This window comes from Campylobacter sp. JMF_01 NE2 (genome assembly GCF_027737365.1).
Lineage (GTDB): Bacteria > Campylobacterota > Campylobacteria > Campylobacterales > Campylobacteraceae > Campylobacter_B.
This window is the reverse complement of record NZ_JAOVTR010000003.1, coordinates 122,376-144,515: the sequence shown is the minus strand read 5'-3', so window position 1 is coordinate 144,515 and position 22,140 is coordinate 122,376. Positions and strand designations below refer to the sequence as shown.

The following is a 22,140-nucleotide window of genomic DNA, read 5'->3' as shown; positions in this document are numbered from 1 at the left end:
AATTTCTACTGCTCGTTCATAATAGATAAAAGTTCTGCATTGTTTTTGGTTTTTAGGATTTTTGGATATAAAAATTTGAGTGCCTCGACATCGTCCATCGTAGAAACCACAGAGCGAATAGCCCAAATTTTCTGTAAATTTTGCGCACCTTGAAGCAACTCTTCTTTTCTCGTGCCTGATTTTGTGATATTAATCGCTGGGTAAATTCGGCGATCGCTGATATTTCTATCTAGGATAATCTCGCTGTTTCCAGTGCCTTTAAATTCCTCGAAAATCACATCGTCCATACGGGATCCCGTCTCGATTAGCGCAGTCGCCACGATAGTAAGCGATCCGCCGTTTTCGATATTTCGCGCCGCTCCAAAAAAGCGTTTTGGTTTGTGAAGCGCGTTGGCATCGACACCACCGCTTAGCACCTTACCGCTAGCTGGGGTTACGGTGTTGTAAGCGCGTGCAAGGCGGGTAATGCTATCGAGCAAAATCACCACATCTTTGCCAATTTCGACAGCGCGTTTTGCCTTTTCGATCACGAGTTCAGCCACGCGCACATGGTTAAACGCAGGCTGATCGAAAGTCGAGCTAAACACCTCGCCACGCACACTGCGCTCCATATCGGTAACCTCTTCTGGTCTTTCATCTACCAAAAGCACCAAAAGCTCGACCTCTGGGTGATTTCTCGTAATTCCGTTTGCCAGCTCCTTCATAAGTTCGGTTTTACCTGTGCGAGGCGGAGCCGTGATAAGCGCACGCTGACCCTTACCAATCGGCGTAAAAAGGTCTAGCACGCGACCAGTTAGCTTCATCGGATCGTATTCGAGCTGTAATTTTTCAGTTGGAAAAAGCGGAGTTAGGTTGTCAAAAAGCGGTCTTTCTCTGGCTTCTTGGATTGATTTGTAATTAATCGCTTCGATTTTTAAAAGCGCGTAATATTTCTCTTGATCTTTTGGTTCTCTGACCTGTCCTGTGACGATATCGCCCACACGAAGGGCAAATTTGCGAATTTGGCTTAGGCTGACATAGGCGTCATTTGCGCTGTCGCTAAGATTTGAGTCGATTCCTCGCAAAAAGCCGTATCCCTCAGGTGTAACCTCTAAAATTCCGGTAAATAAAATAAATCCACCCTGTTTTGTCTGCATGCGAAGTATCTCAAACACTAGCTCTTGGCGGCGAAATTCGCGAGAATTTTCCACACCTAGCTCATCAGCGATTGCGACAAGATTTTCTAAATCCATAGCGCGAAGCTCTTCGATTTGGTATCCCTCTACTGGGACATGAGTTTTAGCATGAACTTTTTTCGTGTGATTTGGTGCTTGTGGGGCGGTTTGGGTTTGTTGGGTTGAATTTTCCTTAGTGTTTTCCATTGTTCCTCTTTGAAATTTGAAGATTTAAAATTTGGCGGTAAAAGGTAGCTGTAATTATAAAATTTTATTCCTTAAACGCACCAAATTTTAGAATTTTTTGTTGTCTGCGAGTGATAATCTCATCAATTGAGAGATTTGCTAGTTTGTCAAGCTCGGCTAAAACATAGTTTCCTAGCAGTTTCGCTGTGGCGTCTCTGTCTCTGTGAGCGCCCATTTTAGGCTCTTCAATGACATCGTCGATTAGATTAAGCTCTTTTAACTCCTCAGCGGTAATCTTTAACGCTTTTGTCGCTGCTTCGCTTTTTTCTGGATCGTTCCACAAAATCGCCGCACAGCCCTCTGGCGAAATAACTGAAAAGATTGAGTTTTGTAGCATTGCTAATTTATCAGCTACGCCAATAGCTAGCGCGCCACCGCTTCCGCCCTCGCCGATAACTACGGCGATTGTTGGAGTGCGTAGATTGCTAAGTTCGTATAAATTTCGCGCGATTGCCTCGCTTTGTCCGCGCTCTTCGGCGCCAATTCCAGGATATGCACCCGGAGTGTCGATTAAAAATAAAATAGGTAGATTAAATTTTTCGGCTAATTTCGCCACTCTTAGAGCCTTGCGGTAACCTTCTGGGTGAGGCATACCGAAATTTCGCTTTAATTTATTTTTTGTGCCACGACCCTTTTGTTCTGCGATTACGACGATTTTGCGTGTGCCGATGATACCTAGGTAGCACACAATTGACGCGTCATCGCGATACGCGCGATCGCCGTGGATTTCGTGAGCGTCTTTTAAAAGCGCTCTGATATAATCAATCGCATAAGGACGATCTGGGTGGCGGGCTAGTTGCAAGCGTTGGTATTCGCTAAGATTTTTGTAAATTTTAGCGACCTCTTTTTCTAAATTTTTGTTTAAAATCTCAACCGCGTCCTCATCGCCACGAATTTTTGCGTTGGCGATATCATCATCTATTTGTTTAATAGATTTTTCAAAATCAAGATAACTTGCCATTATTTCACTCTTTTGAAGATTACAGATCCGTTTGTGCCACCAAAGCCGAAATTGTTGCTCATAACGCAATCAATCTGTGCTTTGCGCGCAGTATTTGGGACATAGTCCAAATCACACTCTGGATCTTTTGAAATTTGATTGATTGTAGGAGGGATAATTCCACTTTCCATAGCTAGTAGGGCAACCGCTGCCTCGATCGCACCAGCTGCACCAAGACAGTGTCCGATTTGACCCTTTGTCGAGCTTACAGCTGGGACATTTGCGCCAAATAGCTCTTTTAGAGCTGCTGTTTCGTTTCTGTCATTTACCGCAGTAGATGTGCCGTGAGCATTGATATAATCAACCTTTGGCTCGCCAGCCATTTTATAGGCCTTTTTCATAGCGCGAAGCGGACCATCAAGCGTAGGCGAAGTGATATGATACGCATCACCGCTAGAACCATATCCGATAAGCTCGCCATAAATTTTAGCCCCTCTTGCAACTGCGTCCTCGTAAGTCTCTAAAACAAGCGCAGCCGCGCCCTCTCCCATAACAAAGCCATTTCTCTCCCCGTCAAACGGTCTGCTTGCATGCTCAGGATCGTCATTTCTGGTAGAAAGTGCCTTCATAGCGGCAAATCCACCGATACCGACAGGGCAAATCGCAGCCTCAGCGCCAACGACTAACATTTTTTTCGCTTCACCGACTTGGATAGTTTTCGCTGCCTCGATGATAGCGTGAGTAGATGCCGCACAAGCTGTAACACTGGCTAAATTTGGACCTTTGAGATTGTGATAAATAGAAATAAATCCGCCTAGCATATTTACTAGTGCAGACGGGATAAAAAATGGAGAAATTCTCCTAGGACCACGCTGCAAACAGACATTTGAGTTGATCTCAATATTCGGCAAACCGCCGATTCCAGCGGCTGAACTGATACCAAACTCATCAGCGTCAAATTCGCTAAATTTGGCGTCCTGCATAGCCTCTGCGGCAGCTTTTAGTCCTAGTTGAATAAATCTATCCATTTTCTTGATCTCTTTGCCGTCTTCAACAACCACGCTAGGATCGAAATCCTTAACTTCGGCTGCTATGCTAACTGGAAATTCGCTCGCATCAAAAAGTGTAATCTTGCCTACTCCGGTTTTTCCGCTGCAAATGTTTTCGAAACTACTTTTTTTATCAAGGCCAAGGGCTGTAATCATGCCAATTCCGGTTACTACGACTCTTTTCAAGATCAATTCCTTAAAATTTAAAATTTAAATTATTTATTTAAGCTTTCTACATAGCTTACTACATCGCCGATTGTTACTAATTTCTCTGATTCGCTATCTGGAATTTCGATGCCAAATTTCTCTTCCAAAGCCATTACTAGCTCAACTACATCTAATGAATCAGCGCCCAAATCTTCGATAATTTTTGCTTCTGGTTTTACTTGATCAGGTGCAACGCTAAGTTGCTCCACAACTACATCTCTTACATCTTCAAATGCTGCCATTTGGAACTCCTTTAAAAAAATAACTCGTTATATTATAATAAGTTTGCTTAAAGTATCGAAATTTAAACATTTTTACTATAATACGCGCCCTGACATTATAAAATTTGGAGTTAAATTTTGAGTAAAGATAGCTCGGTCAAACGCGTGATCGAAATCATATATGATTTGCAAAAAGGCAGTGTGCTAAATCTGGCAAATTTAGCGGATAAATACAGCGTCGGCGAGCGCACGCTAAGGCGAGATTTGGAGGTCATCAAAGAAATTTTTGGCGATATTTTCGTGCATTTAGGGGGCGGAAATTACCAGAGCTCACAAAAAGCGATTTTTGAAAATATGCTAAATTCAAGTGAATTTTTTATGCTTAAAGAAATCATAAAACTCTCTCACAAATCAAGCCTAGAAATTTCGAAAAATTTAAGCAAATCCATGCAAGATAAAATTTTAAAAAACCTAGATGAGAGCCCATATATCTTTAAACACAAGCCTTACGAGGAAATTTTTGCTAGGCGGGAAGTGTTTAAAATTTTAGAGCGCGCGATCACTTATAAAAAAGAAATTTCGTTTAAATACACAAACGCGGGCAAAATTTCGCACTTTACAATCCAGCCGTATAAAATAATGTTTATGGAGCAAAATTTCTACCTCGCAGGCCTGCAAAAACGCCCGCACAAGCACGCGCATGTGATTTTTCGAATCGCGATGATGAGCGAGGTCAAATTTAGCGGAAAAGAGTTTAAGCGCGACCAAAATTACCTAGATTTTTTGCATTTTATAAACTCGCCGTGGGCGAGCTATTCGCCGAATTTCAGGGCAAATTTAATCAAAGTAATTTTGCAAATCCCGCAAGAGCACGCCAAGCATTTCAGGCTCAAAAAATTCTACCCCACTCAAGAAATCATTTGCGAAAACGATGACGGGAGCATAAATGTCGAATTTAGCGTGACAAATTTCGCCGAAATTTTAAACATCATCAAGCAGTGGCTTCCGCGCATAAAAGTCCTAGCCCCGCGCAAACTAGAAGGTATCGTAAAGGGCATAGCTAGGGAATTTTACGCAAACACGCACGAAAAACTCCCGCCACAAAAACCAAATTCCTAGCCAAATTTAATGGCAAATTCAGGCTAAATTCCCTACGCAAATAGGCAAAATTCTGTTTCATTTCTGCCCCAAACTACCGCCCTAGCGAGCATATCAGCCTAGTCCAAACAAGCAAGATCAAGGAAAAAAACTTATAAAACCTTACCTAGGATTTTAAATAACTTTAAGGCGCGCAAAACTAGCACGCGTCATAAAATTTCAACTTTGCGAAAACTAAATTTGAAATTTAATTTTTGCATTTTAAACTATAAATTTTGCACTTTAAGCGACTCAGGTAACAAGCCTGATTCTGGTTATGAGCCAGATGAGATACACAGTCTCTAAAAGATTTAGCAGATCTTTATAGTTTGTTAGCGCGCCGTTTTTTGCCAAGTGGCGCTTTCTTGGTCTCCTTTTTCGCTCGTTTTCGATATGCTCGCTAGGGTGGTATCAAATCTCAAATTTCGCCCTATTTCGCAAACCTACGCGAGGTTAGATCTCAATCATCGTTTTGGCGTTGATTTCAGACAGACTCAAATCAATCTCGCTTAAAAGCGTGACTAGCTCGTCTTTTTGCGCGATTGCTTTTTCCAAAGTAAGTGGCGAGATAATCTCGATTTTATAGGCATCGCGGAAGCTTTTTAGAGTTTGTTCGATAGTATCTTTTGGCAAGGTGTTTTTGGCTGTGCCATAGATAGATTCTAGCGTTTTTTGCGCCTTTTCCTCGGTTTTGGCTTCCTCTTTTTCCTTGATTTTCGCCGCCTCATCAAGGTAAGCAATCATCATAGATAATTCATCGATCCAGGCGCTCACAATGCCCTTGTATTCGATAGCCTCGATGATAGATAGCTCTTCTTTGCCGATTTTAATGGTGTTTTGCACATTTGCCTTGGCAACTGCACCTTTGAGCGCGCGTTTTTTCTTGCGCAAATCCGCCCTGCTATCCAGCACGCCATTGGCGTATTTTAAGAAATCTTGCGGAGTTTGGTTACTAGCATTTACCAAAACGCCGTTTATCGCGACTTTGGCTAATTTGTAATCCCCGCCTTGCAACTTTTTATCAATCAACTTAATCTGGGCCAATGCTCTTGTGAGTGAAATTTCCATTTTTTGCTCCTTGTTTTTGATTTGGAGCAATTTTACATGGATTTTTTGTCATATTGTGTCAAAAAATAAAAATGTAGAATTTTAAGAAGAAAATTTAAAATTTTGCCGAAAATTCGGCAAAATTTGGTTACATATAAAGTCCGCCGTTGATTTTGAGCACATCGCCTGTGATATAGCTAGCATAATCGCTAAGCAAAAACGCCACGCCGTGCGCCACATCTTGCGCACTTCCGAAGCGTTTAAGCGGGATATTTGCCTCGTAGTTCGCTCTGACCTCATCGCTTAGAGCGTCTGTCATATCAGTAGCGATAAAGCCCGGTGTTACGCAGTTAAAGCGCACTCCGCGACTCGCACCCTCTTTGGCAAAACTCTTGCTCATCGCTATCATACCGCCCTTGCTCGCGCTGTAATTCACCTGCCCTGCATTGCCCATTTCGCCGACGATTGAAGCGATATTTACGACTGCGCCGAAGCGTTTTTTGCTCATCACTTTTAGCGCCTCGCGTGAGCCGATGAAAGCCGAAGTGAGATTTGCGTCGATTACGCGAGTGAAATCTTCGAGCTTCATGCGAAGGGCTAGTTTGTCGTTTGTGATACCTGCGTTATTGACGAGGTAGCTTAGCTCGCCGTCGCACTCGATTATCGCATTTATCGCTTCGATAAATTCTGCCTCGTTTGTCGCGTCAAATTTCACCACAGCGCCCTCGCCGCCACCAGCTCGAATTTCTTCCAAAAGCGCGTCAGCTAACTCAGGCTTTGAGCGGTAGTTGATCCACACTTTAAGCCCCATGCTGGCTAGCACTCTGGCGATATCTGCGCCGATTCCTCTACTTGCGCCTGTGATTAAGACATTTTTTCCACTAAATTTCATTTTTTATCCTTTCTTTGAATTTCAAATTTTAAAACAAAGCCTCGTCCATTTGCGCTGGAATTTCAAGCCCCATTAGCTTTAAGATAGTTGGCGCGACATTGCTAAGCCCAAAATCCCTCTTTAACTCACTCACGCCCTGCGCGCTTACGAAGCAAAACACATCAAAAGTCGTGTGGTTTGTGAGTAGCTCGCCCTGTGCCCCTCGCATTTGCTCGCAGTTGCCGTGATCTGAAATTTGCACATAAGCGTAATCAAATTCCTTTGCCTTAGCGTAAATTTTACCTAGACACTCATCTACCGCCTCGACTGCCTTAACCGCGGCGTCGAAGTTGCCCGTGTGGCCGACCATATCGCCGTTTGCGAAATTTACCACGATAAAATCCTCGCCCCCTTCAATGCCCTTTATCACAGCCTCGCACACAGCATGCGCGCTCATAGCTGGGCATAAATCATAGGTCGCGACCTTTGGGCTGTCGATTAAAATGCGGGTTTCGTTTTCTACGCACTCTTCGCTGCCGCCGTTGAAAAAAAATGTAACATGGGCGTATTTTTCGGTCTCCGCGGTGTGGAGTTGTCTAAGTCCTGCGTCCGCGATGACCTCGGCAAGAGTATTTTGCAAAATGTCCTTTTTGACAATGATTGGAAATGGGAATTTCGCGTCGTATTCTGTCATGGTGATTAAATTTCGCACGCAAAATTTACGCTCAAAGCCCGTGAAATCCTCCATACTCAAAGCTTGGCAAATCTCACGCGCCCTATCATTTCGGAAATTTACAAAAATAATTCCGTCATTTTCTTTAATCCCGTCAAATTCTCCAAAAATCGCTGGCTCGATAAATTCGTCCGTAATGCCCTTCTCATAGCTTTTGCGAGCATACTCGCTTGGGGAGATTTTTTGCTTCTCGCCCTCGCCCATTAGCGCAGCATAGGCCTTTTGCACCCTTTCCCAGCGATTGTCCCTATCCATAGCATAAAACCGCCCGCAAACGCTTCCTACGCTAAATTTCGCTTCCAAAGCTTCCAAAAACCCTGCCCCGCTTGTGGGACTTACATCGCGTCCGTCAGTGATAGCGTGGGCAAAAACCTGCGCGCCAGCGTCTTTTGCTATCTGGCAAATCGCGTCGAAATGGCGCATGTGCGAATGCACGCCACCGTCGCTGTATAGCCCTATGACATGGACCCTAGGGCAAATTTTTAGCAAATTTACGATTTCGGGCGCAGTTTTTAGGGTGTCATTTTCAATCATTTTATCAATTTTGACTAGATTTTGATACAGCACGCGACCGCTTCCAATCGTCATGTGCCCGACCTCAGAATTTCCCATTTGCCCCTCAGGCAAGCCCACTGCAAGCCCAGATGTGCGAAGTAGCGTGTTTGGCACAGAGGCGAAAAGCATATCGTAAGTCGGCTTTTTGGCTGCGGCAAAGGCGTTAAATTCGGCACTTTGGTTGCAACCAATGCCGTCAGTTATCACAAGGATTGTTTTTTGTTTCATATTTTTCTCCTAAATTCAATGCGGACATTGAAATTTCGCATTATACTTTTTTTTAGCAAATATCACAAAATTTGAAATTTAAAAGCTAAATTTTACTAATAAAGTATTAAAATTGCAGATTTTAAAAATAAATTTCAAAAGGCAAATTTTGTTATATTATATCTACCAAATCACAAATATAAATTTCTTTCAATACACCACAGCGCGCGCTGGAATCGCGTTTTTCATAGCTTTTATTTTAAGCGTGTATCTAATGCCACGATTCATATCTTGGGCAAGAGCCAAAAACGCCTCCCAGCCTATCTATGACCTAGCCCCGCAAACGCACCAAAAAAAGTCCAAAACCCCCACAATGGGCGGACTTGTCTTTGTTTTCTCAGCGATTGTGGCGAGTGCTTTGTGCGTGAAATTTAGCATTTTCACAACTTGTGGCTTAATCACGCTAGCTGGGTTTTGCGCGATAGGATTTAAGGACGATTTGTCTAAAATTTTGGGCGCCTCCAACCACGCAGGACTTAGCCCGCAAACCAAACTTTTGCTCCAAAACGCCCTAGCTTTGGGGATTTCATTTACGCTGTATATTTTCAGTCCGCTTGGTGGCGAGCTGTATTTGCCCTTCGTGAAAAACCACATAATAAATTTAGAATTTTTCGCCATTGTATTTTGGATGATAGTTTTCAGCGCGAGCTCAAACGCTGTAAATTTAACCGACGGCCTTGACGGGCTAGCCACGATTCCCTCGGTGTTTTCGCTAGCTAGCCTTGGTATTTTTGCCTATTTGTGCGGACACGCGATTTATGCACAATACCTGTTTTTGCCAAAAATCGCAGGTGTGGGCGAGCTAAGTATCATCATCGCAGCCCTTATCGGCGCACTTTTTGGGTTTTTGTGGTTTAACTGCTACCCAGCCGAAGTTTTCATGGGCGATAGCGGAAGCCTGAGCGTGGGGGCGTTTTTGGGATACTGCGCGATTGTGACAAAAAATGAATTTTTGCTAATTATAATCGGATTTGTCTTTGTGATGGAGACACTAAGCGTGATTTTGCAGGTCGGAAGCTTTAAAATCTTTAAAAGGCGAATTTTCCTTATGGCGCCTATTCATCACCATTTCGAGCTGAAAGGTTGGAGCGAAAACAAAATCATAATTCGCTTTTGGATAATCGCGCTAATGGCAAATTTAATCGCGCTAACTTCGATAAAATTAAGATAAGGAAAAAAAATGAAAAAATCACTCTTTGGATATGGCACCACTACAAAAGCGTTAGCAAAAAGCGGTGGTTGGGACATTTACGATGATAATTTCAAAGCAGGCGAGAGTAAATTTGACGAATTTGGCAATGCACTTTTAAATCCGTGCGAATTCGACCCTGCAAAAAGTGAGCTAGAAATCCCAAGCCCAGGATTTCCCAAAGAGCATAATCTAATAAAATCCGCTAGGAATTTAATCAGCGAGTATGATTATTTCGCAAATACTGCGCCTTTTAAAATTTGGATTAGCGGGACAAATGGCAAAACCACAACCACGCAGATGACACAGCACCTCCTAGCCCGCCATGGCTCGCTTATGGGCGGAAATGTGGGCACACCACTTGCGCTTTTAGACAAAAGTGCGAAAATTTGGATATTAGAGACTAGCTCATTTACGATTCACTACACACACACTGCGCACCCCGGAATTTACGCACTTTTGCCAATCACCCCAGATCATCTTAGCTGGCATGGCAGTTTTGCTGAATACGAGCGCGTCAAACTCTCTCCACTTCTAGCTATGAGCGAGGGTTCAGTCGCATTAATACCGGCTGCGTATGCCAGTAGCGAGGCTGTGAAAAACTCGCGCGCAAGGGTGATTTGCTACGAAGACGAAAATGATTTGGCGGCCAAATTTGAAATCGAAATTGAAAAAATTTCATTTAAAACGCCGTTTTTGCTAGACGCTATCTTAGCCCTTTGTATCGAAAAAATCCTCACAGATCGCGCTAGCGTGGAGGTTTTGAACGAATTTGTAATCGAGGCAAACAAACTAGAAGAATTTTTTGATGTAAAAAAACGCATGTGGGTAAATGACACAAAAGCCACAAATATCGATGCTTGCGCGCAAGCCCTTAAACGCTACAAGGACAAAAAAATACACCTGATTTTGGGTGGCGATGATAAGGGCGTGGATTTGGAGCCACTCTTTGTGAGCTTTGCGCCGTATGATTTGCAAATTTATGCGATTGGCTCAAACACCGATAAACTCGTAAATTTATGCGAAAAATTTAAAATTCCGTGCATTAGGTGCGAATTTTTGAAAAACGCAGTCGCCAAAATAGATGAAAATTTCTCTGGTGCGGGCGAAGTCGCGCTTCTAAGCCCAGCCTGCGCTAGCCTAGATCAGTTCAAAAGCTACGCCCAACGGGGAAATTTATTCAAAGAGTATGTGGCAAATTTAGCCCTTTAAACACTGCGCCGAAATTTTTGCAAATTTAGAAATTTTAAATTTCTTACTCGTAGATTGCTTCGTCGCTTCGCTCCTCGCAATGACAAATTATTAGGCAAAATTTACGCCGGGTTTGACATTGCGAGAATTTTGCGTTAGCAAAATTAGTGGCAATCTACGACTTTAAAATTTAAATTTTGCAAATTTGCTGTCATTGCGAGCGAGTGCAACGAGCGTGGCAATCCAGTAAAATTTAGAGAAAATTTAAAATTCAACAAAATTCATTTGTGGATTAAAATTTATCGGAATTTCTCTGGATTGCTTCGAGTTTTTCAAACTCTCGCAATGACAACGAAATTTGCAAAATCACAAATTTAAAAACAGAATTTCGTATTTGATGATTATCAGATACGACCTGAATTTGAATTTGCAAGGAAACAAAAGGAAATAAAAATGAAAAAGAAAGTTAAAATTTTATCAAGTGTTTTATTTATGATTTTGTTGATACATTTATGCTTATTGTATTTATTAAATTTAAAAGTAAATATAGCCGATATATACTGCTATAATTTAAGCGATGAAGAAATAGTGCAAAATTTTCTTAAAGATTCGTTTTTACAAAAAACAAAAAACGCCGATGCTAAACCACAATTTTATTTAATCGGGGAAAATCCAACAACACAAGAAATTTTGCAAAAACTAAAATATATTGTGGAAAATGATACCAATAAAACCCAAGAAATAATCGAACACAAATATAAAGACGCAACAAAAAAGGTTATTATTAGTGAGAATTTAAATATTTTACAGGCTTTAAATAAGCATTATACTTTAAAAAATATCAGTGAAAGTATTGTTTCATTTTCAAGAGAAAAGTGGCGTTGGGTTGTAAGTGATGTTCCGCTTAATTCAGCAATAGCTGTTGGCGATTACAATACTGATATAGAAGACGGAAAAGGTGCAATTTCTATTTATGGCTCAAACGCTTTTATTTTTCATAAAGAAAATTCGTCCGTAGAAATAAAAATGTATAAATTTTATTACCCAGATTATCCAAATTATATTGAGTATATGATAACAAACGGCAATATAAAAAAGGGGTATGAAAGTGTTAAAATGGATGATTTAAAAAAAAGAATAAATTTAGATTTGCAATACTATTTAGAAGACTACCTAAAAAATGGAGCAAAATCAAATAATTCTTACGAATACTTTGAACACAAATATATAAAAGTAAATAGTTGTGGTATTGCAAAAAACAAAAAACAAAATTCTGTTATTTATTAAATTTTAATAAAAATTAATTTTTTGTTACAGCTTCGATTTTTTATAAAATTCTTGCAATGCCAAATTTAGACATTGCAAGAAAATCTATTTGAGCGAAATCAAATCCAGCGGGTTTATGTGGTAGTTTTGTTGCGTTACTTCAAAGGTTAAATCCGAGCTAATTCTGCCGATTGTGTAGCCCTTTTTGACCGAAGAGCCCACGCGCACAGTGTTTGGGATCTGATTTAAATGCGCATAAATCGTGTGGATTCCACCCGCATGCTCGATGATGACGACCTTATCTAGCACGGCTGTTTCTTTGGCAAATACGACTTTGCCAGCTAGCACCGCTTTTACCTGCGTGTCGCCACTTTTCGAGCCTAGCACGATATTTTCGTTAAAAAGCTTGATATTATACACAGGATCGCTGTAATTGCCAAATTTACGCTTCACATACGCCCCGTCAAGTGGTGCAGAGGTTTTCGCGCCAGTATATTTTTTCACGCGAGAGGATTGGTAGCTAGACCCGTATTGTTTGACCTTAGTGTTGATTTTGCTAACTCTCTCATCGGCTGGCTCGCTAGGCTCAGATTCAGGCTCTGGCTCAAATTTAGGCGCAGGCGGAGCTTCTTTGCCAGCTTTTTTGGCGGCGGCTTTTTGTTTTTCATACTCTTTTTTCTTGGCTTCAAGCTCTTTTTGTTTGGCTTCTTTTTCTTTTTTCTTTTGCGCTTCTAGTTTGGCTATGCGCTCCCTCTCCTCGCGCTCAGCCTTTTCGCGCTCTTCTTTATCATCAATGATTTTAAGCTCAGCCAAGGTCTTGGCAATCGCGTCTTGCTCGGCGTTTAGCTTTTCGAGCTGGGCGATATAGCTATCTTTGTTTTTTTGCAGGCTAGCTACTTTTTCTTTTTGTGCGTTTTGCTTTTCGCTCAAATTTATCTTTTTTTGGCTGTAACTTTCCATATTTTCGTTGATTTGAGCGATTTTTTTGTTTTGTTCGTCGATGAAATTTTTATTATTTTCATAATCCTTCATTAGCTTATTTAGCTCGCTATTCATCACACTTTCTAATCCACCTAAAACCTCGCTAGCCACGATAGAATCAGGCGTAACGCTGGAATTTGTGTCGCTGATGAGATCAAATGAGAGCTCTTGGGAGATGATTTGGACGATTTTATTTTCTAGCTCGCTTTGCACACTAAGCAAGGTTGCGTTTTGTTTTTTGAGATTTTCTAGCTCTTGCTCTTCGTTTGCGTATTTTTCTTTTAGCTCCTCGATATTTTGGCTAAGCTCTTTTATCTCGTTTTCACGCTTTTTAAAATCGTTTTGTTCTTGCACGATTAAATCAGCGATTTCATCGATTTTTTTAGACAGCCTCATCTCCTCTTGTTTAGAGGTTTTTAGCTCTTTGTTGCTTTGGGCGATTTTTTCCTTCGTAGTCGGTGCGCCGTATGCGAAAAACGCAAGCGCACACAGTATCATCAAACGCTTCATTGTGATTTTTTACCACTTACTTCTAGCATTACAAATGTAACTGCGATAAATGTCAGCCCCACAGCGATACCAAACAAAAAGAGCGGTTCATACGGCAAAACAATCGTCTCACTTAAATTTGTGATTTGACTCACGGTTTGCATGAAAATCGGCCAGTTTGGAAGCGCTAGATAAAACGCCACCACAATTAGCGTAGCTAGCACGCTATCTGCTAGTGCCATGCGGTATAGCCTGCCACTTTTTATCATAAAACTAGCGCCGAATAGCTCCATAATCTCAATCCGCTCTTTGTGCTCATAGACCCAAATTCGCATTTGGCGATGAATTAGCATGAGGCCTAAAACCACGATTAAAAGCGCAAATCCATAAACCAAGCTTTTAATCAAAAGCAAAATTTTAAAAATATCATCGTGGGTTTTTTTGAAAATTTCAACCCTGCTAAGCGAACCCATGCTTTTTAGCGCGCTCTCTATGTCCTCTAAACGCGCGCTGTCTGGGAAATTTTCGAGCTTAATGCTGTAAAATTTAGGCAAATTTTTGCTAAGCTCGCCAAAGGCTGCTTCTGAAATTTTACCCTTTAATCTATCTGTGATATTATCAGCTGGAATTTCGATGATTTGGCTGATATCGCTGACCTTATCCTGCACCTCTTCTAGGCTTAGCGCCTTTTTTGAGACAAGGACGATGTTGTATTCGTTTTGGATAGATTTTTCGTAACTTTTGGCTAAATTATTTACAAAAATTCCAAACTGCACCGAAAACAAAAGCGCCACAAGCGAAAAAATAACCCCAAAATGCGTTTTAATCGATCTCAGTGACATGGGAGTCCTTTATCTCGAAATGTCTATGCGCAAAACGCAAAGTGCTAGGCATTTTGTGTGTTACGATAACCACGCAAGCGTTCCACGCCTCGCATGCCGAGCGCAATAAATTCCAAATAATATCGCTTGAATAATCGTCCAAGTTTCCAGTAGGCTCGTCGCAAAGTAGCAAGCGCGGATTGTGCGCCATAGCGCGCGCTAGGGCGACGCGTTGCTGTTCGCCACCGCTTAGTTCTAGCGGGTATTTGCCCATTTTGTGTCCAAGCTCGATATGGCGGAGCAGTTTTTTTGCCTGATCTTGGCAGACTTGCTCATTATAGCCCATAATCATCAGCGGCAGCATGATATTTCGCTCGATCGTCCATTCATTAATCAGCCTGTAATCTTGAAAAATTATGCCGATTCTTTGGCGCAGTGTGCGCAAATCACTGCGACTAATGCCGTTTAAATCACACAGGCAAACATTAAGTTCGCCGCTTTTTATATCCATATCGCCGTAAAATGACTTTAAAAGCGTGCTTTTGCCACTTCCGCTTTTGCCGGTGATTACGACAAAATCCCTTGCGCCAATGCCAAAACTAGCATTTTTTATGACCTCACCGCTATCATATCCCAGTGTAAGCCCCTCGGCGGTGATTATGTTATTATCAGCTCCTATGCCTGCCATAACTCAAAAATCTCCATTATTTTTTTGTGTGCTTTGTAATTTTCGCTTGTGGCTAGTGGAGTTTTTAAAAAATACTCCGTCTTTGCCCCGATGCGAATAAAGCATTGTTGCGGGAAGTCAAACGCCCCAAACGAGGTCAAAATCAAAACCTCATCGCTATCATCAAATTTGTAAATTCTCTCAAAATGCACAAAATATCCCTCGCCTTTGATAGTTAAATTTTTGAAATTTGCCTCTATTTTTTGCGGGTTAAAATTTGAAAAATTCATATCGAATTTCGCCGGTTCCTCGCCGTTTTCATCGCTATTTGTAAAAATCAAATCAAAGATATTTTTATCCATTTTGCGCCAGCGATCCTCGTATTTCGAGCTAACGCTCAAATCTCTATTTTTAAAATGCTCTATCGCGCCACGCCCTGCATTTTGCGCTACGCCAAATTTATCCAGCGCATATTCAAAATACATATCGCTATCTGTGCGAAGCTCAAATTTCGCCCCTTTTTTGAGAGTTCGCACGCATTGATGGACAAACTCATCGCTAATGACTCTGCGGTGCGGGGCATCGTCCCATGGAACAGGAAAGTGCAAAAATATGCGAGAGAGCAAATTTGCTGGCATTAGCGAAAGTAAAATTCGCGCGTCAGTGTTTATCAAAGCGACATTTTCCAAACCCTCTTTAATCGCTAGTTTTGCGACCTGCTCGATACTAGGCTTGTAAATTTCGATTCCAATTACCAGCGTTTGCGGATTTGTGCGAGCCTGATATAGCAAATGTCTGCCCGAACCAAAGCCGATTTCGACGAAAATTTGGCTAAATTTCGTGGTTTTGAGTAAATTTAGCATTTCATCTTCATCTAGCACGAGCGGAGTTTTTTGGGTTAGGGATTTGCTTTTAAAGGCAAATGCGCTAAAAATCACACCTCTTGCGAATTCTCTCTCGTAAATTTCAAGTGCGCGTTGCAAAATACCGATTTTAGCTGGTTTGGTGGTTTTTTCGCCTTTGACTACGACTTTGTCTTTGGTGTATTTGAGAGTAACGAAAAATTCGTTATCAAAGCACCTTGTGCGCACGAGCGTGCAACTCTCATCGCTAGCGGACTCCAAAAGCTCCACGCCCTCCTTGCTAAATGGAAGGCGTGGTAGTTCTACGCTTTTTGCAATAAAATTTGGCAATTTATTCCGCCATTTGACTTACTTGGATTGGCGCGCTTGGAAGTGAGAGCATGCCTGTTTGCGATTTTGCGATTATGCGGTATTCGTATCCTGCGGTGTAATTTACATAATCAATATACTCTGCGCTAAGTCTGCCCGCGATATCTTTGACGCCACTCCACGAATCAGCGCCTTTTACCCTGCGCTCGATAGTGTAGCTTGCCACGCGCAAATCAGGGTGCGGGCGCCAGATGATTTTCACGCGATCTGGCAATGCGTAAGCCTGCGCAAACGGCACAGAATCAATCGTCTTTGTCGTGCTTACGATCGCAGCAGGCGAGCTTTCGCCCACGCCGTTTATGCCATAAGCGCGCACAGTGTATTTATACGATGTGTTTGGCTCTAAGCGAGTATCGGCAAAGTGCGTAGTGTATGGATCGGCTAGGGTTGCGATTTTTTTCGCTTCGCCACCGCCCATATCAGCGCGATAAACCACAAATCCTAAAAGGTTAGGATATGAGCCGTAATTTGGCCACTCTAAGCCGATTTCGTTCGTGCCAGAGATACTTTTAATCCCCTCGACGCGCGGCAAGCTTGCGTCATTTCCGCCCGGCACACTATGAGAGGAGCAACCAGCCGCTAGTATCGCTAAACTCGCGCAAAATGCTACTTGGTAAAATTTTTTCATAAATTTCATCCTTTTTATCGTGATTTTGTATCAAATTCTCAAACTCCACCGGCAAAGGCGCCGTAATCTGCATACGCTCGCCACTTCGTGGGTGCGTGAAATACAGCACATAAGCGTGAAGTAAAATTCTTGCTATTTTATCTTTTTCGCTCTTAAATCCGTATAAATAATCGCCGATAATATGGCGATTAATCGAGCTTAAATGCACGCGGATTTGGTGCGTGCGCCCAGTAAAAAGCTTGGCTGCGATTAGGTTGATTTTGCCAAATTTGTCGCCTCCACTCTGGCTAAATTTCGCCTGCCCCCAATCATCGCTAAAAATCGTATAAAACGCGCTTTTTGCCTCGCGTCCGCCTGGAATTATCGCCTTTTTTAGGCGGTTGTTTGGGTTGCGATCAATCGGGCGGTCTATCACGCATGGCTCTTTTATGGGTAAATCTGTTAAGGCTAGGTAAATTCGCCCCATGCTTTTGTCGCTTAATTGCGCGCTTAGGGCTTGGTGAGTGGCGTTGTTTTTAGCCACGACCAAAGCTCCGCTAGTGCCCTTATCTAGGCGATGAACGATACCTGCGCGGATTTGACCATTTATCGTGGAGAGCATAAAGCCTTTTTGGCGTAGCCACTCTACAATCGTGGCTTCTTTGACGCTTGGGGCTGGATGAACGACCACGCCAGCGGGCTTATTTAGCACTAGCAAATCATCATCTTCGTATAAAATTTCAATCTCGCCCTCAAAGCTAAATTTCGCCTCATCGCTATGAGTAGGCGCAGGGTAAACGACACTCACCTCATCGCCTAAATTTAGCTTTTGCGATGATTTGGTTATGATTTTTTGGTTTATAAAAACACTGCCTGATTTGATTAAATTCGAAATTTGATTGCGCGAAATTCCCAAATTTTCGCTTAAAAAAACATCAATTCTCGCCACGCAATCTGCTGTAAAATTATCCAAATTTATACCTTTTTTTGTTATTATCGCCCAAAATTTATTAGGACTTACTTTGAAATTTGACAAAAAGATTTTATCATATTTTGATTATATTCAACCTTTGCTGATTTTGCCGATTATTATTTTTTCATATATTCTAATCAGCGAGGCAAACACCACACTTGGCAACAAACAGCTTGTTTATTTTGGGGTTGGTTTTGTTGTTTTTATGGTCTTTTTTTTGTTTCCGATTCGCAAATTTTTGTATTTGATTCCGCTGTTTTACTGGGTAAATATCGCCTTGCTTTTAAGCGTGGAATTTTTCGGCATTAGCAAGCTTGGCGCGAAGCGTTGGTTGGAGTTGCCGTTTGTGCATTTTACCCTGCAACCAAGCGAGATTATGAAGCCAGCGTGCATGCTAATGCTAATGTATCTAATCCACAAAAATCCGCCACCGCCCGAGGGTTATGGCGTGAAGGATTTCGCTAAATTTAGCTTTTATATACTTTTGCCATTTGCGCTAATCGCCAAAGAACCAGACCTTGGAACCGCGCTAATTCTTTTTTTAATGGGGTTTGCGACGCTTTTTATCATCGGCGTGAATAAAAAAATTTGGATTGCGCTGGTGCTAGCTTTTAGCGTCAGCTCGCCCGTGCTTTATAACAACCTGCACGATTACCAAAAAAAGCGCATTACGGATTTTTTGAGCGAAGAGCACAACTATCAGGTCAAACAAGCCGTCATCGCTATCGGAAATGGCGGAATTTACGGCAAAAATTTAGAAGAAGCCACCCAAACTCACTTTAAATTTTTGCCAATTGCCACGAGCGATTTTATCTTTGCCTATATGGTCGAGCGCTTCGGATTTGTCGGCGCACTCGCGCTCATCGGCTTTTACGCGCTTTTAATCATGCACCTGCTTAGCCTAAATTACGACTTTGGTAGTGATTATCTCATACGGGTTTTTACCTCGGCTCTGGCGACGCTGATTTTTATCTACGCCGGGGTTAATATCTCCATGGTCATCGGATTTGCCCCTGTCGTGGGCGTGCCGCTGCCGTTTTTTAGCTATGGGGGGAGTAGTTTTATCACATTTATGATTTTGTTTGGAATTTTGCAAAATTTGCTAACTTTTAGAAACAAAGACAATTACAAAACGATAAGTATTAGGCTGTAAATTTGAAAATTTGGCTAAATTTGGGCTAAATTTAGCGTGTAAATTTAGCCCAGATAAATTTAACTCTCTTTTAAAAGTTTCGTCGCTAAAATCGCGCCGTCATCGTGTTTGCGCGCAGATTTGTAAATTTTGTTAAAGAAAATTTCCAAATACTCGTGGTTATTAATGCGCTCTGCTTCGTTTGCCACGCTAATTGCGCTATATTCGCCGTCGCTTCCAAGCTCGTAAGCAAGCTCGGTATCGCTAAGCTGTAATTTTAAAATTTCTTTTAATTTATTTTGCAAAGCCTCGCTATAAATCGGCGTCATAAGCTCCAATCTGCGCTCTAAATTTCGTGGCATCCAATCCGCGCTTGCGATATATAGGCATGGTTCTGCGTGTTTGAAATAAAAAATTCTAGCGTGTTCTAGGTATTTGCCGATGATTGAGCGGACTTTGATATTTTCGCTAAGTCCTGCTACACCTGGGCGCAAACAGCAAATTCCACGGATTATGAGATCGATCTTAACCCCAGCTTGGCTCGCTTTATAAAGCGCCTTTATCATATCGCTATCGACGAGGGCGTTCATTTTAGCGATGATTCTGCCGTCACTTCCCTTGCTCTCTTCGACCTTGATCATCTTTAAAATTCTCTCTTTTATCTGCATTGGCGACATTGAGAGATTGCCTAGTTTGCGGTTTTTGTTATAACCTGAGAGTATGTGGAAAAAATTCGTCGTATCCTTATCAAAAGTATCCCCGCAAGTAAAAAAGCTCACATCGGTGTAGATTTTCGCACTGCTTCCGTTGTAATTGCCCGTGCCTAAGTGGATATAAAATTTAAGCTTGCCGTCTTCTTTTTTGATGATTTGAGTGACTTTGGCATGGACTTTGAATCCTGCGATTCCATAAATCACATGCGCGCCAGCGTCTTCTAGCGCCTTTGCCCAGTGCAGGTTGTTTTCCTCATCAAACCTAGCTTTTAGCTCGACCATTACGGTTACTTGTTTGCCATCGCTTGCAGCCTCGATTAGGCTTTGGACGATTGGAGAGTTTTTCTCCACGCGGTATAGCGTCATACGGATTGAGATGACTTTGGGGTCTTTGCTAGCTTCTTTTATGAGTTTTTGGACTGGATCGAAGCTCTCGTAAGGGTGAAAAATCAAAATATCATCTTTTTCCATTGCACTCATTACTGAGGTGTTTTCGTTAAAGGGAGGCAGTGTTTTTGGCAGATACTGCGGGTGAGCTAGATAGGAAAAATCCTTGTTGCCAGCTATCTCCCAAAGCCCGTCAAGTGTGAGCGGGATCGAGCACTCGAAAATGTCTTTATAGAAAATTTTAAGATGTTCGTTTAAGAAATTTAGCAAATCAGGGTCTGCGTTTTTGGCTATTTGAAGTCGCACGAAAGCCCCTTTGCGGCGCAGTTTAAGACCGGCTTCGAGTATCATCATAAAATCATCTGCTTCCTCTTCTTCGATTACGATATCAGCGTTTCTTGTAACCCTAAACGCAGCCGAGCTGATTAGCTTATAACCCGGGAAAATCTCCTCGGCGTGGCGATTTACGATTGAATCAATCGTTACATAGGTATTTTTTGCGACCTGCACAAATCTAGGAAGCACGCGCGGGATCCTAATCATACCAAAATGAATCGCCTCTGGCGCATTTGCATCGCAGAGTTTGACTGCAATCGAAAAGCTAAGGTTGTTTAGGTGCGGAAACGGGTGCGTCGCATCTACGGCAATCGGGATAATCACCGGCATGATTTGGTTGAAGAAAAACTCATCGGCACTTAGCTTTAAATCAGGGGTTAGCTCGTCGTAGTTTTTGATAAAAAGGCCGTTTTTGCTAAGCTCCTCTTTGATAGCGATATAGTGCGCTTCTAGCTCGTTTTGCTCGTGTTTGAGATATGAGCGGATCTCGCGCAACTGCTCCAATGGCGTCATCTCATCATCGCCGCTAGCTGTTACACCGGCTGTGAAAAGCTGTTTAAGCCCAGCCACACGAATCATATAAAACTCATCTAAATTTGTGCTATAAATCGCTACAAATTTCAATTTTTCAATCGGTGGAATTTGCTTTTGACACTGAGTTAAAACGCGCGAATTAAAGCGAAGCCAACTCAACTCTCTATTTAAAAATTTGCTTTGTTGCTCCATTTTATTTCCTTTTTTCTGAACTAAAACAAAGATTATAACTCAAAAAAGATTAAAATGTGTTTTTTAATGGAATTTAATTGCGCTTTAAATTTTTAAAGCAATTATCCAAATAAACGCAAAATTTCACGCCATTTAGATAAAAAATCCAGCTTATATAAATCCACAAAAAGAAAAATAACGCTACCGAAAACGAGCCGTAAATGCTAAGATAGGTTTTGTTATAAAACACATACTGCGCGAAAATAATCTTAGAAATCCACCATAATGTGGAGGCTACGAGAGAGGATATAAGCACGGCTTTGGGGCGAATTTCGCGGTTTATCGCCGTAGCGTAAGTGATAGCAAAAATAGCCCAAATGATAACAAATGGCAAAACCGAGAGCAAATTTATCCACCTAGAAAATTCGGTTTTATCGAGTAAATTTTGAAGTTCTGAGCTGATGAAAAACGACGCGCCAAGCCCCACGGGAGCCAGTGTCATAAGCGTCCAATATGTGCTAAGGCCTTTGAAAAATCCGCGCTTTGGCGAGTGCGAAATCTGCGCGATAATCTCCTCAAAATCATCAAAAAACAAAATCGAAGTTACAAGCACCGCCAAAAATCCCAGTGCGCCAAGGCTTAGGCCATTTGCCATAAACTCTTCCAAATACGGAATCAGGCTTTCTTGGTTGGCTGGAAGCAGGTTTGAGAAGATAAATGCCTTGATTTTGGCGTAATAATCATGGAAACTAGGCAGCTGCATAAATACGCTCAAAGATACCATAAGCACGGGCAAAAGTGCCAAAATAGTGTGAAAACTCAGCGACGAGGCGTAGTGCATGAGGTGCGGGTCGTAAATCTTGCGCCAGGATTTGATAAAAATTTTAAATTCGTCCAAAAATATCTTTAAATTTTTCATTTCGCAATTTTAGCTAAAATTTTAAAAATTTGGGTAAAAATGAAATTTAGAAAGGTTAAATTTGGCAAAATTTGAAATTCTTTAAATTTGTGGAATTTATAAATT

Annotated in this window: 20 protein-coding genes; 5 read left to right on the top strand and 15 right to left on the bottom strand. The window is 41.8% G+C overall.

Features of this window, described 5'->3' with window-relative positions:
• Window positions 1–5: 5 nt before the first annotated feature.
• From rho to acpP, 4 genes are all read right to left on the bottom strand, one after another.
• A complete protein-coding gene (gene rho / locus OFO01_RS06345) occupies window positions 6–1,361 on the bottom strand; it encodes a transcription termination factor Rho (protein ID WP_270859359.1) in 1,356 nt (451 codons plus the stop codon).
• Between the two features lie 64 nt (window positions 1,362–1,425).
• Entirely contained in the window at window positions 1,426–2,361 is a 936-nt protein-coding gene (accA, locus tag OFO01_RS06340; protein ID WP_270859358.1) for an acetyl-CoA carboxylase carboxyl transferase subunit alpha, read from the bottom strand.
• A complete protein-coding gene (locus OFO01_RS06335) occupies window positions 2,361–3,575 on the bottom strand; it encodes a beta-ketoacyl-ACP synthase II (protein ID WP_270859357.1) in 1,215 nt (404 codons plus the stop codon). Before OFO01_RS06335 ends, accA begins: the two co-directional genes overlap by 1 nt.
• 29 nt (window positions 3,576–3,604) lie before the next feature.
• Entirely contained in the window at window positions 3,605–3,838 is a 234-nt protein-coding gene (acpP, locus tag OFO01_RS06330; RefSeq protein ID WP_270859356.1) for an acyl carrier protein, read from the bottom strand.
• A gap of 117 nt (window positions 3,839–3,955) precedes the next feature.
• On the opposite strand from acpP, the gene OFO01_RS06325 reads away from it, so the two are divergent.
• Window positions 3,956–4,936, top strand: a complete 981-nt coding sequence (locus OFO01_RS06325) for a helix-turn-helix transcriptional regulator (protein ID WP_270859355.1) — start codon at window positions 3,956–3,958, stop codon at window positions 4,934–4,936.
• Between the two features lie 471 nt (window positions 4,937–5,407).
• On the opposite strand, the gene OFO01_RS06320 is transcribed toward OFO01_RS06325, so the two are convergent.
• From OFO01_RS06320 to gpmI, 3 genes are all read right to left on the bottom strand, one after another.
• The gene (locus OFO01_RS06320) at window positions 5,408–6,022 is read right to left on the bottom strand and encodes a hypothetical protein (protein ID WP_270859354.1); all 615 of its coding nucleotides are present in this window, start codon (window positions 6,020–6,022) and stop codon (window positions 5,408–5,410) included.
• Window positions 6,023–6,149: 127 nt separating this feature from the next.
• Entirely contained in the window at window positions 6,150–6,893 is a 744-nt protein-coding gene (gene fabG / locus OFO01_RS06315) for a 3-oxoacyl-ACP reductase FabG (RefSeq protein ID WP_270859353.1), read from the bottom strand.
• Between the two features lie 28 nt (window positions 6,894–6,921).
• Complete coding sequence (gene gpmI, locus OFO01_RS06310) at window positions 6,922–8,388, bottom strand: 2,3-bisphosphoglycerate-independent phosphoglycerate mutase (RefSeq protein ID WP_270859352.1); 1,467 nt, start codon at window positions 8,386–8,388, stop codon at window positions 6,922–6,924.
• A 148-nt stretch (window positions 8,389–8,536) separates the two neighbouring features.
• Here gpmI and mraY point away from each other — a divergent pair, with 148 nt between their 5' ends.
• From mraY to OFO01_RS06295, 3 genes are all read left to right on the top strand, one after another.
• A complete protein-coding gene (mraY, locus tag OFO01_RS06305) occupies window positions 8,537–9,598 on the top strand; it encodes a phospho-N-acetylmuramoyl-pentapeptide-transferase (RefSeq protein WP_270859351.1) in 1,062 nt (353 codons plus the stop codon).
• Window positions 9,599–9,607: 9 nt separating this feature from the next.
• Window positions 9,608–10,828: a UDP-N-acetylmuramoyl-L-alanine--D-glutamate ligase gene (murD, locus tag OFO01_RS06300; RefSeq protein ID WP_270859350.1), complete on the top strand. Its 1,221-nt coding sequence runs from the start codon at window positions 9,608–9,610 to the stop codon at window positions 10,826–10,828.
• A gap of 432 nt (window positions 10,829–11,260) precedes the next feature.
• Window positions 11,261–12,094: a hypothetical protein gene (locus OFO01_RS06295; protein ID WP_270859349.1), complete on the top strand. Its 834-nt coding sequence runs from the start codon at window positions 11,261–11,263 to the stop codon at window positions 12,092–12,094.
• Window positions 12,095–12,178: 84 nt separating this feature from the next.
• Here the strand turns inward: OFO01_RS06295 and OFO01_RS06290 are convergent, their stop codons facing one another.
• The 6 genes from OFO01_RS06290 to OFO01_RS06265 are packed head-to-tail and all read right to left on the bottom strand — an operon-like array spanning window position 12,179 to window position 17,843.
• Entirely contained in the window at window positions 12,179–13,564 is a 1,386-nt protein-coding gene (locus tag OFO01_RS06290) for a murein hydrolase activator EnvC family protein (protein ID WP_270861956.1), read from the bottom strand.
• Window positions 13,561–14,385 (bottom strand): hypothetical protein, encoded by an 825-nt coding sequence (locus OFO01_RS06285; protein WP_270859347.1) that lies wholly within the window; start codon window positions 14,383–14,385, stop codon window positions 13,561–13,563. The genes OFO01_RS06290 and OFO01_RS06285 overlap by 4 nt, the downstream gene beginning before the upstream one ends.
• The gene (locus OFO01_RS06280) at window positions 14,366–15,052 is read right to left on the bottom strand and encodes a cell division ATP-binding protein FtsE (RefSeq protein WP_270859346.1); all 687 of its coding nucleotides are present in this window, start codon (window positions 15,050–15,052) and stop codon (window positions 14,366–14,368) included. The genes OFO01_RS06285 and OFO01_RS06280 overlap by 20 nt, the downstream gene beginning before the upstream one ends.
• Window positions 15,040–16,224, bottom strand: coding sequence for a tRNA (guanosine(46)-N7)-methyltransferase TrmB (gene trmB / locus OFO01_RS06275; RefSeq protein ID WP_270859345.1), 1,185 nt, complete (start codon window positions 16,222–16,224; stop codon window positions 15,040–15,042). The genes OFO01_RS06280 and trmB overlap by 13 nt, the downstream gene beginning before the upstream one ends.
• 1 nt (window position 16,225) lies before the next feature.
• Entirely contained in the window at window positions 16,226–16,891 is a 666-nt protein-coding gene (locus OFO01_RS06270; RefSeq protein ID WP_270859344.1) for a hypothetical protein, read from the bottom strand.
• Entirely contained in the window at window positions 16,821–17,843 is a 1,023-nt protein-coding gene (locus tag OFO01_RS06265; protein WP_270859343.1) for an RluA family pseudouridine synthase, read from the bottom strand. Before OFO01_RS06265 ends, OFO01_RS06270 begins: the two co-directional genes overlap by 71 nt.
• Before the next feature lie 49 nt (window positions 17,844–17,892).
• Between OFO01_RS06265 and OFO01_RS06260 the strand changes: the two genes are divergently transcribed.
• A complete protein-coding gene (locus tag OFO01_RS06260) occupies window positions 17,893–18,996 on the top strand; it encodes an FtsW/RodA/SpoVE family cell cycle protein (RefSeq protein WP_270859342.1) in 1,104 nt (367 codons plus the stop codon).
• 59 nt (window positions 18,997–19,055) lie between these two features.
• Here OFO01_RS06260 and OFO01_RS06255 read toward each other — a convergent pair whose 3' ends face one another.
• Together OFO01_RS06255 and OFO01_RS06250 are read right to left on the bottom strand one after the other, a co-directional pair.
• On the bottom strand, window positions 19,056–21,170 hold the full coding sequence (locus tag OFO01_RS06255) for an RNA degradosome polyphosphate kinase (protein ID WP_270859470.1): 2,115 nt from the start codon (window positions 21,168–21,170) through the stop codon (window positions 19,056–19,058).
• A 40-nt stretch (window positions 21,171–21,210) separates the two neighbouring features.
• On the bottom strand, window positions 21,211–22,035 hold the full coding sequence (locus OFO01_RS06250) for a YihY family inner membrane protein (RefSeq protein WP_270861963.1): 825 nt from the start codon (window positions 22,033–22,035) through the stop codon (window positions 21,211–21,213).
• Window positions 22,036–22,140 lie beyond the last annotated feature (105 nt).

Bases quoted from the DNA above. Each gene is read 5' to 3' on its own strand.
- OFO01_RS06250 (WP_270861963.1), bottom strand. From the start codon at position 22,035: ATGAAAAATTTAAAGATATTTTTGGACGAATTTAAAATTTTTATCAAA.
- OFO01_RS06270 (WP_270859344.1), bottom strand. From the start codon at position 16,891: ATGAAAAAATTTTACCAAGTAGCATTTTGCGCGAGTTTAGCGATACTA.
- OFO01_RS06295 (WP_270859349.1), top strand. From the start codon at position 11,261: ATGAAAAAGAAAGTTAAAATTTTATCAAGTGTTTTATTTATGATTTTG.
- accA (WP_270859358.1), bottom strand. From the start codon at position 2,361: ATGGCAAGTTATCTTGATTTTGAAAAATCTATTAAACAAATAGATGAT.
- OFO01_RS06280 (WP_270859346.1), bottom strand. From the start codon at position 15,052: ATGGCAGGCATAGGAGCTGATAATAACATAATCACCGCCGAGGGGCTT.
- fabG (WP_270859353.1), bottom strand. From the start codon at position 6,893: ATGAAATTTAGTGGAAAAAATGTCTTAATCACAGGCGCAAGTAGAGGA.
- acpP (WP_270859356.1), bottom strand. From the start codon at position 3,838: ATGGCAGCATTTGAAGATGTAAGAGATGTAGTTGTGGAGCAACTTAGC.
- OFO01_RS06290 (WP_270861956.1), bottom strand. From the start codon at position 13,564: ATGAAGCGTTTGATGATACTGTGTGCGCTTGCGTTTTTCGCATACGGC.
- gpmI (WP_270859352.1), bottom strand. From the start codon at position 8,388: ATGAAACAAAAAACAATCCTTGTGATAACTGACGGCATTGGTTGCAAC.
- murD (WP_270859350.1), top strand. From the start codon at position 9,608: ATGAAAAAATCACTCTTTGGATATGGCACCACTACAAAAGCGTTAGCA.
- rho (WP_270859359.1), bottom strand. From the start codon at position 1,361: ATGGAAAACACTAAGGAAAATTCAACCCAACAAACCCAAACCGCCCCA.
- OFO01_RS06320 (WP_270859354.1), bottom strand. From the start codon at position 6,022: ATGGAAATTTCACTCACAAGAGCATTGGCCCAGATTAAGTTGATTGAT.
- OFO01_RS06285 (WP_270859347.1), bottom strand. From the start codon at position 14,385: ATGTCACTGAGATCGATTAAAACGCATTTTGGGGTTATTTTTTCGCTT.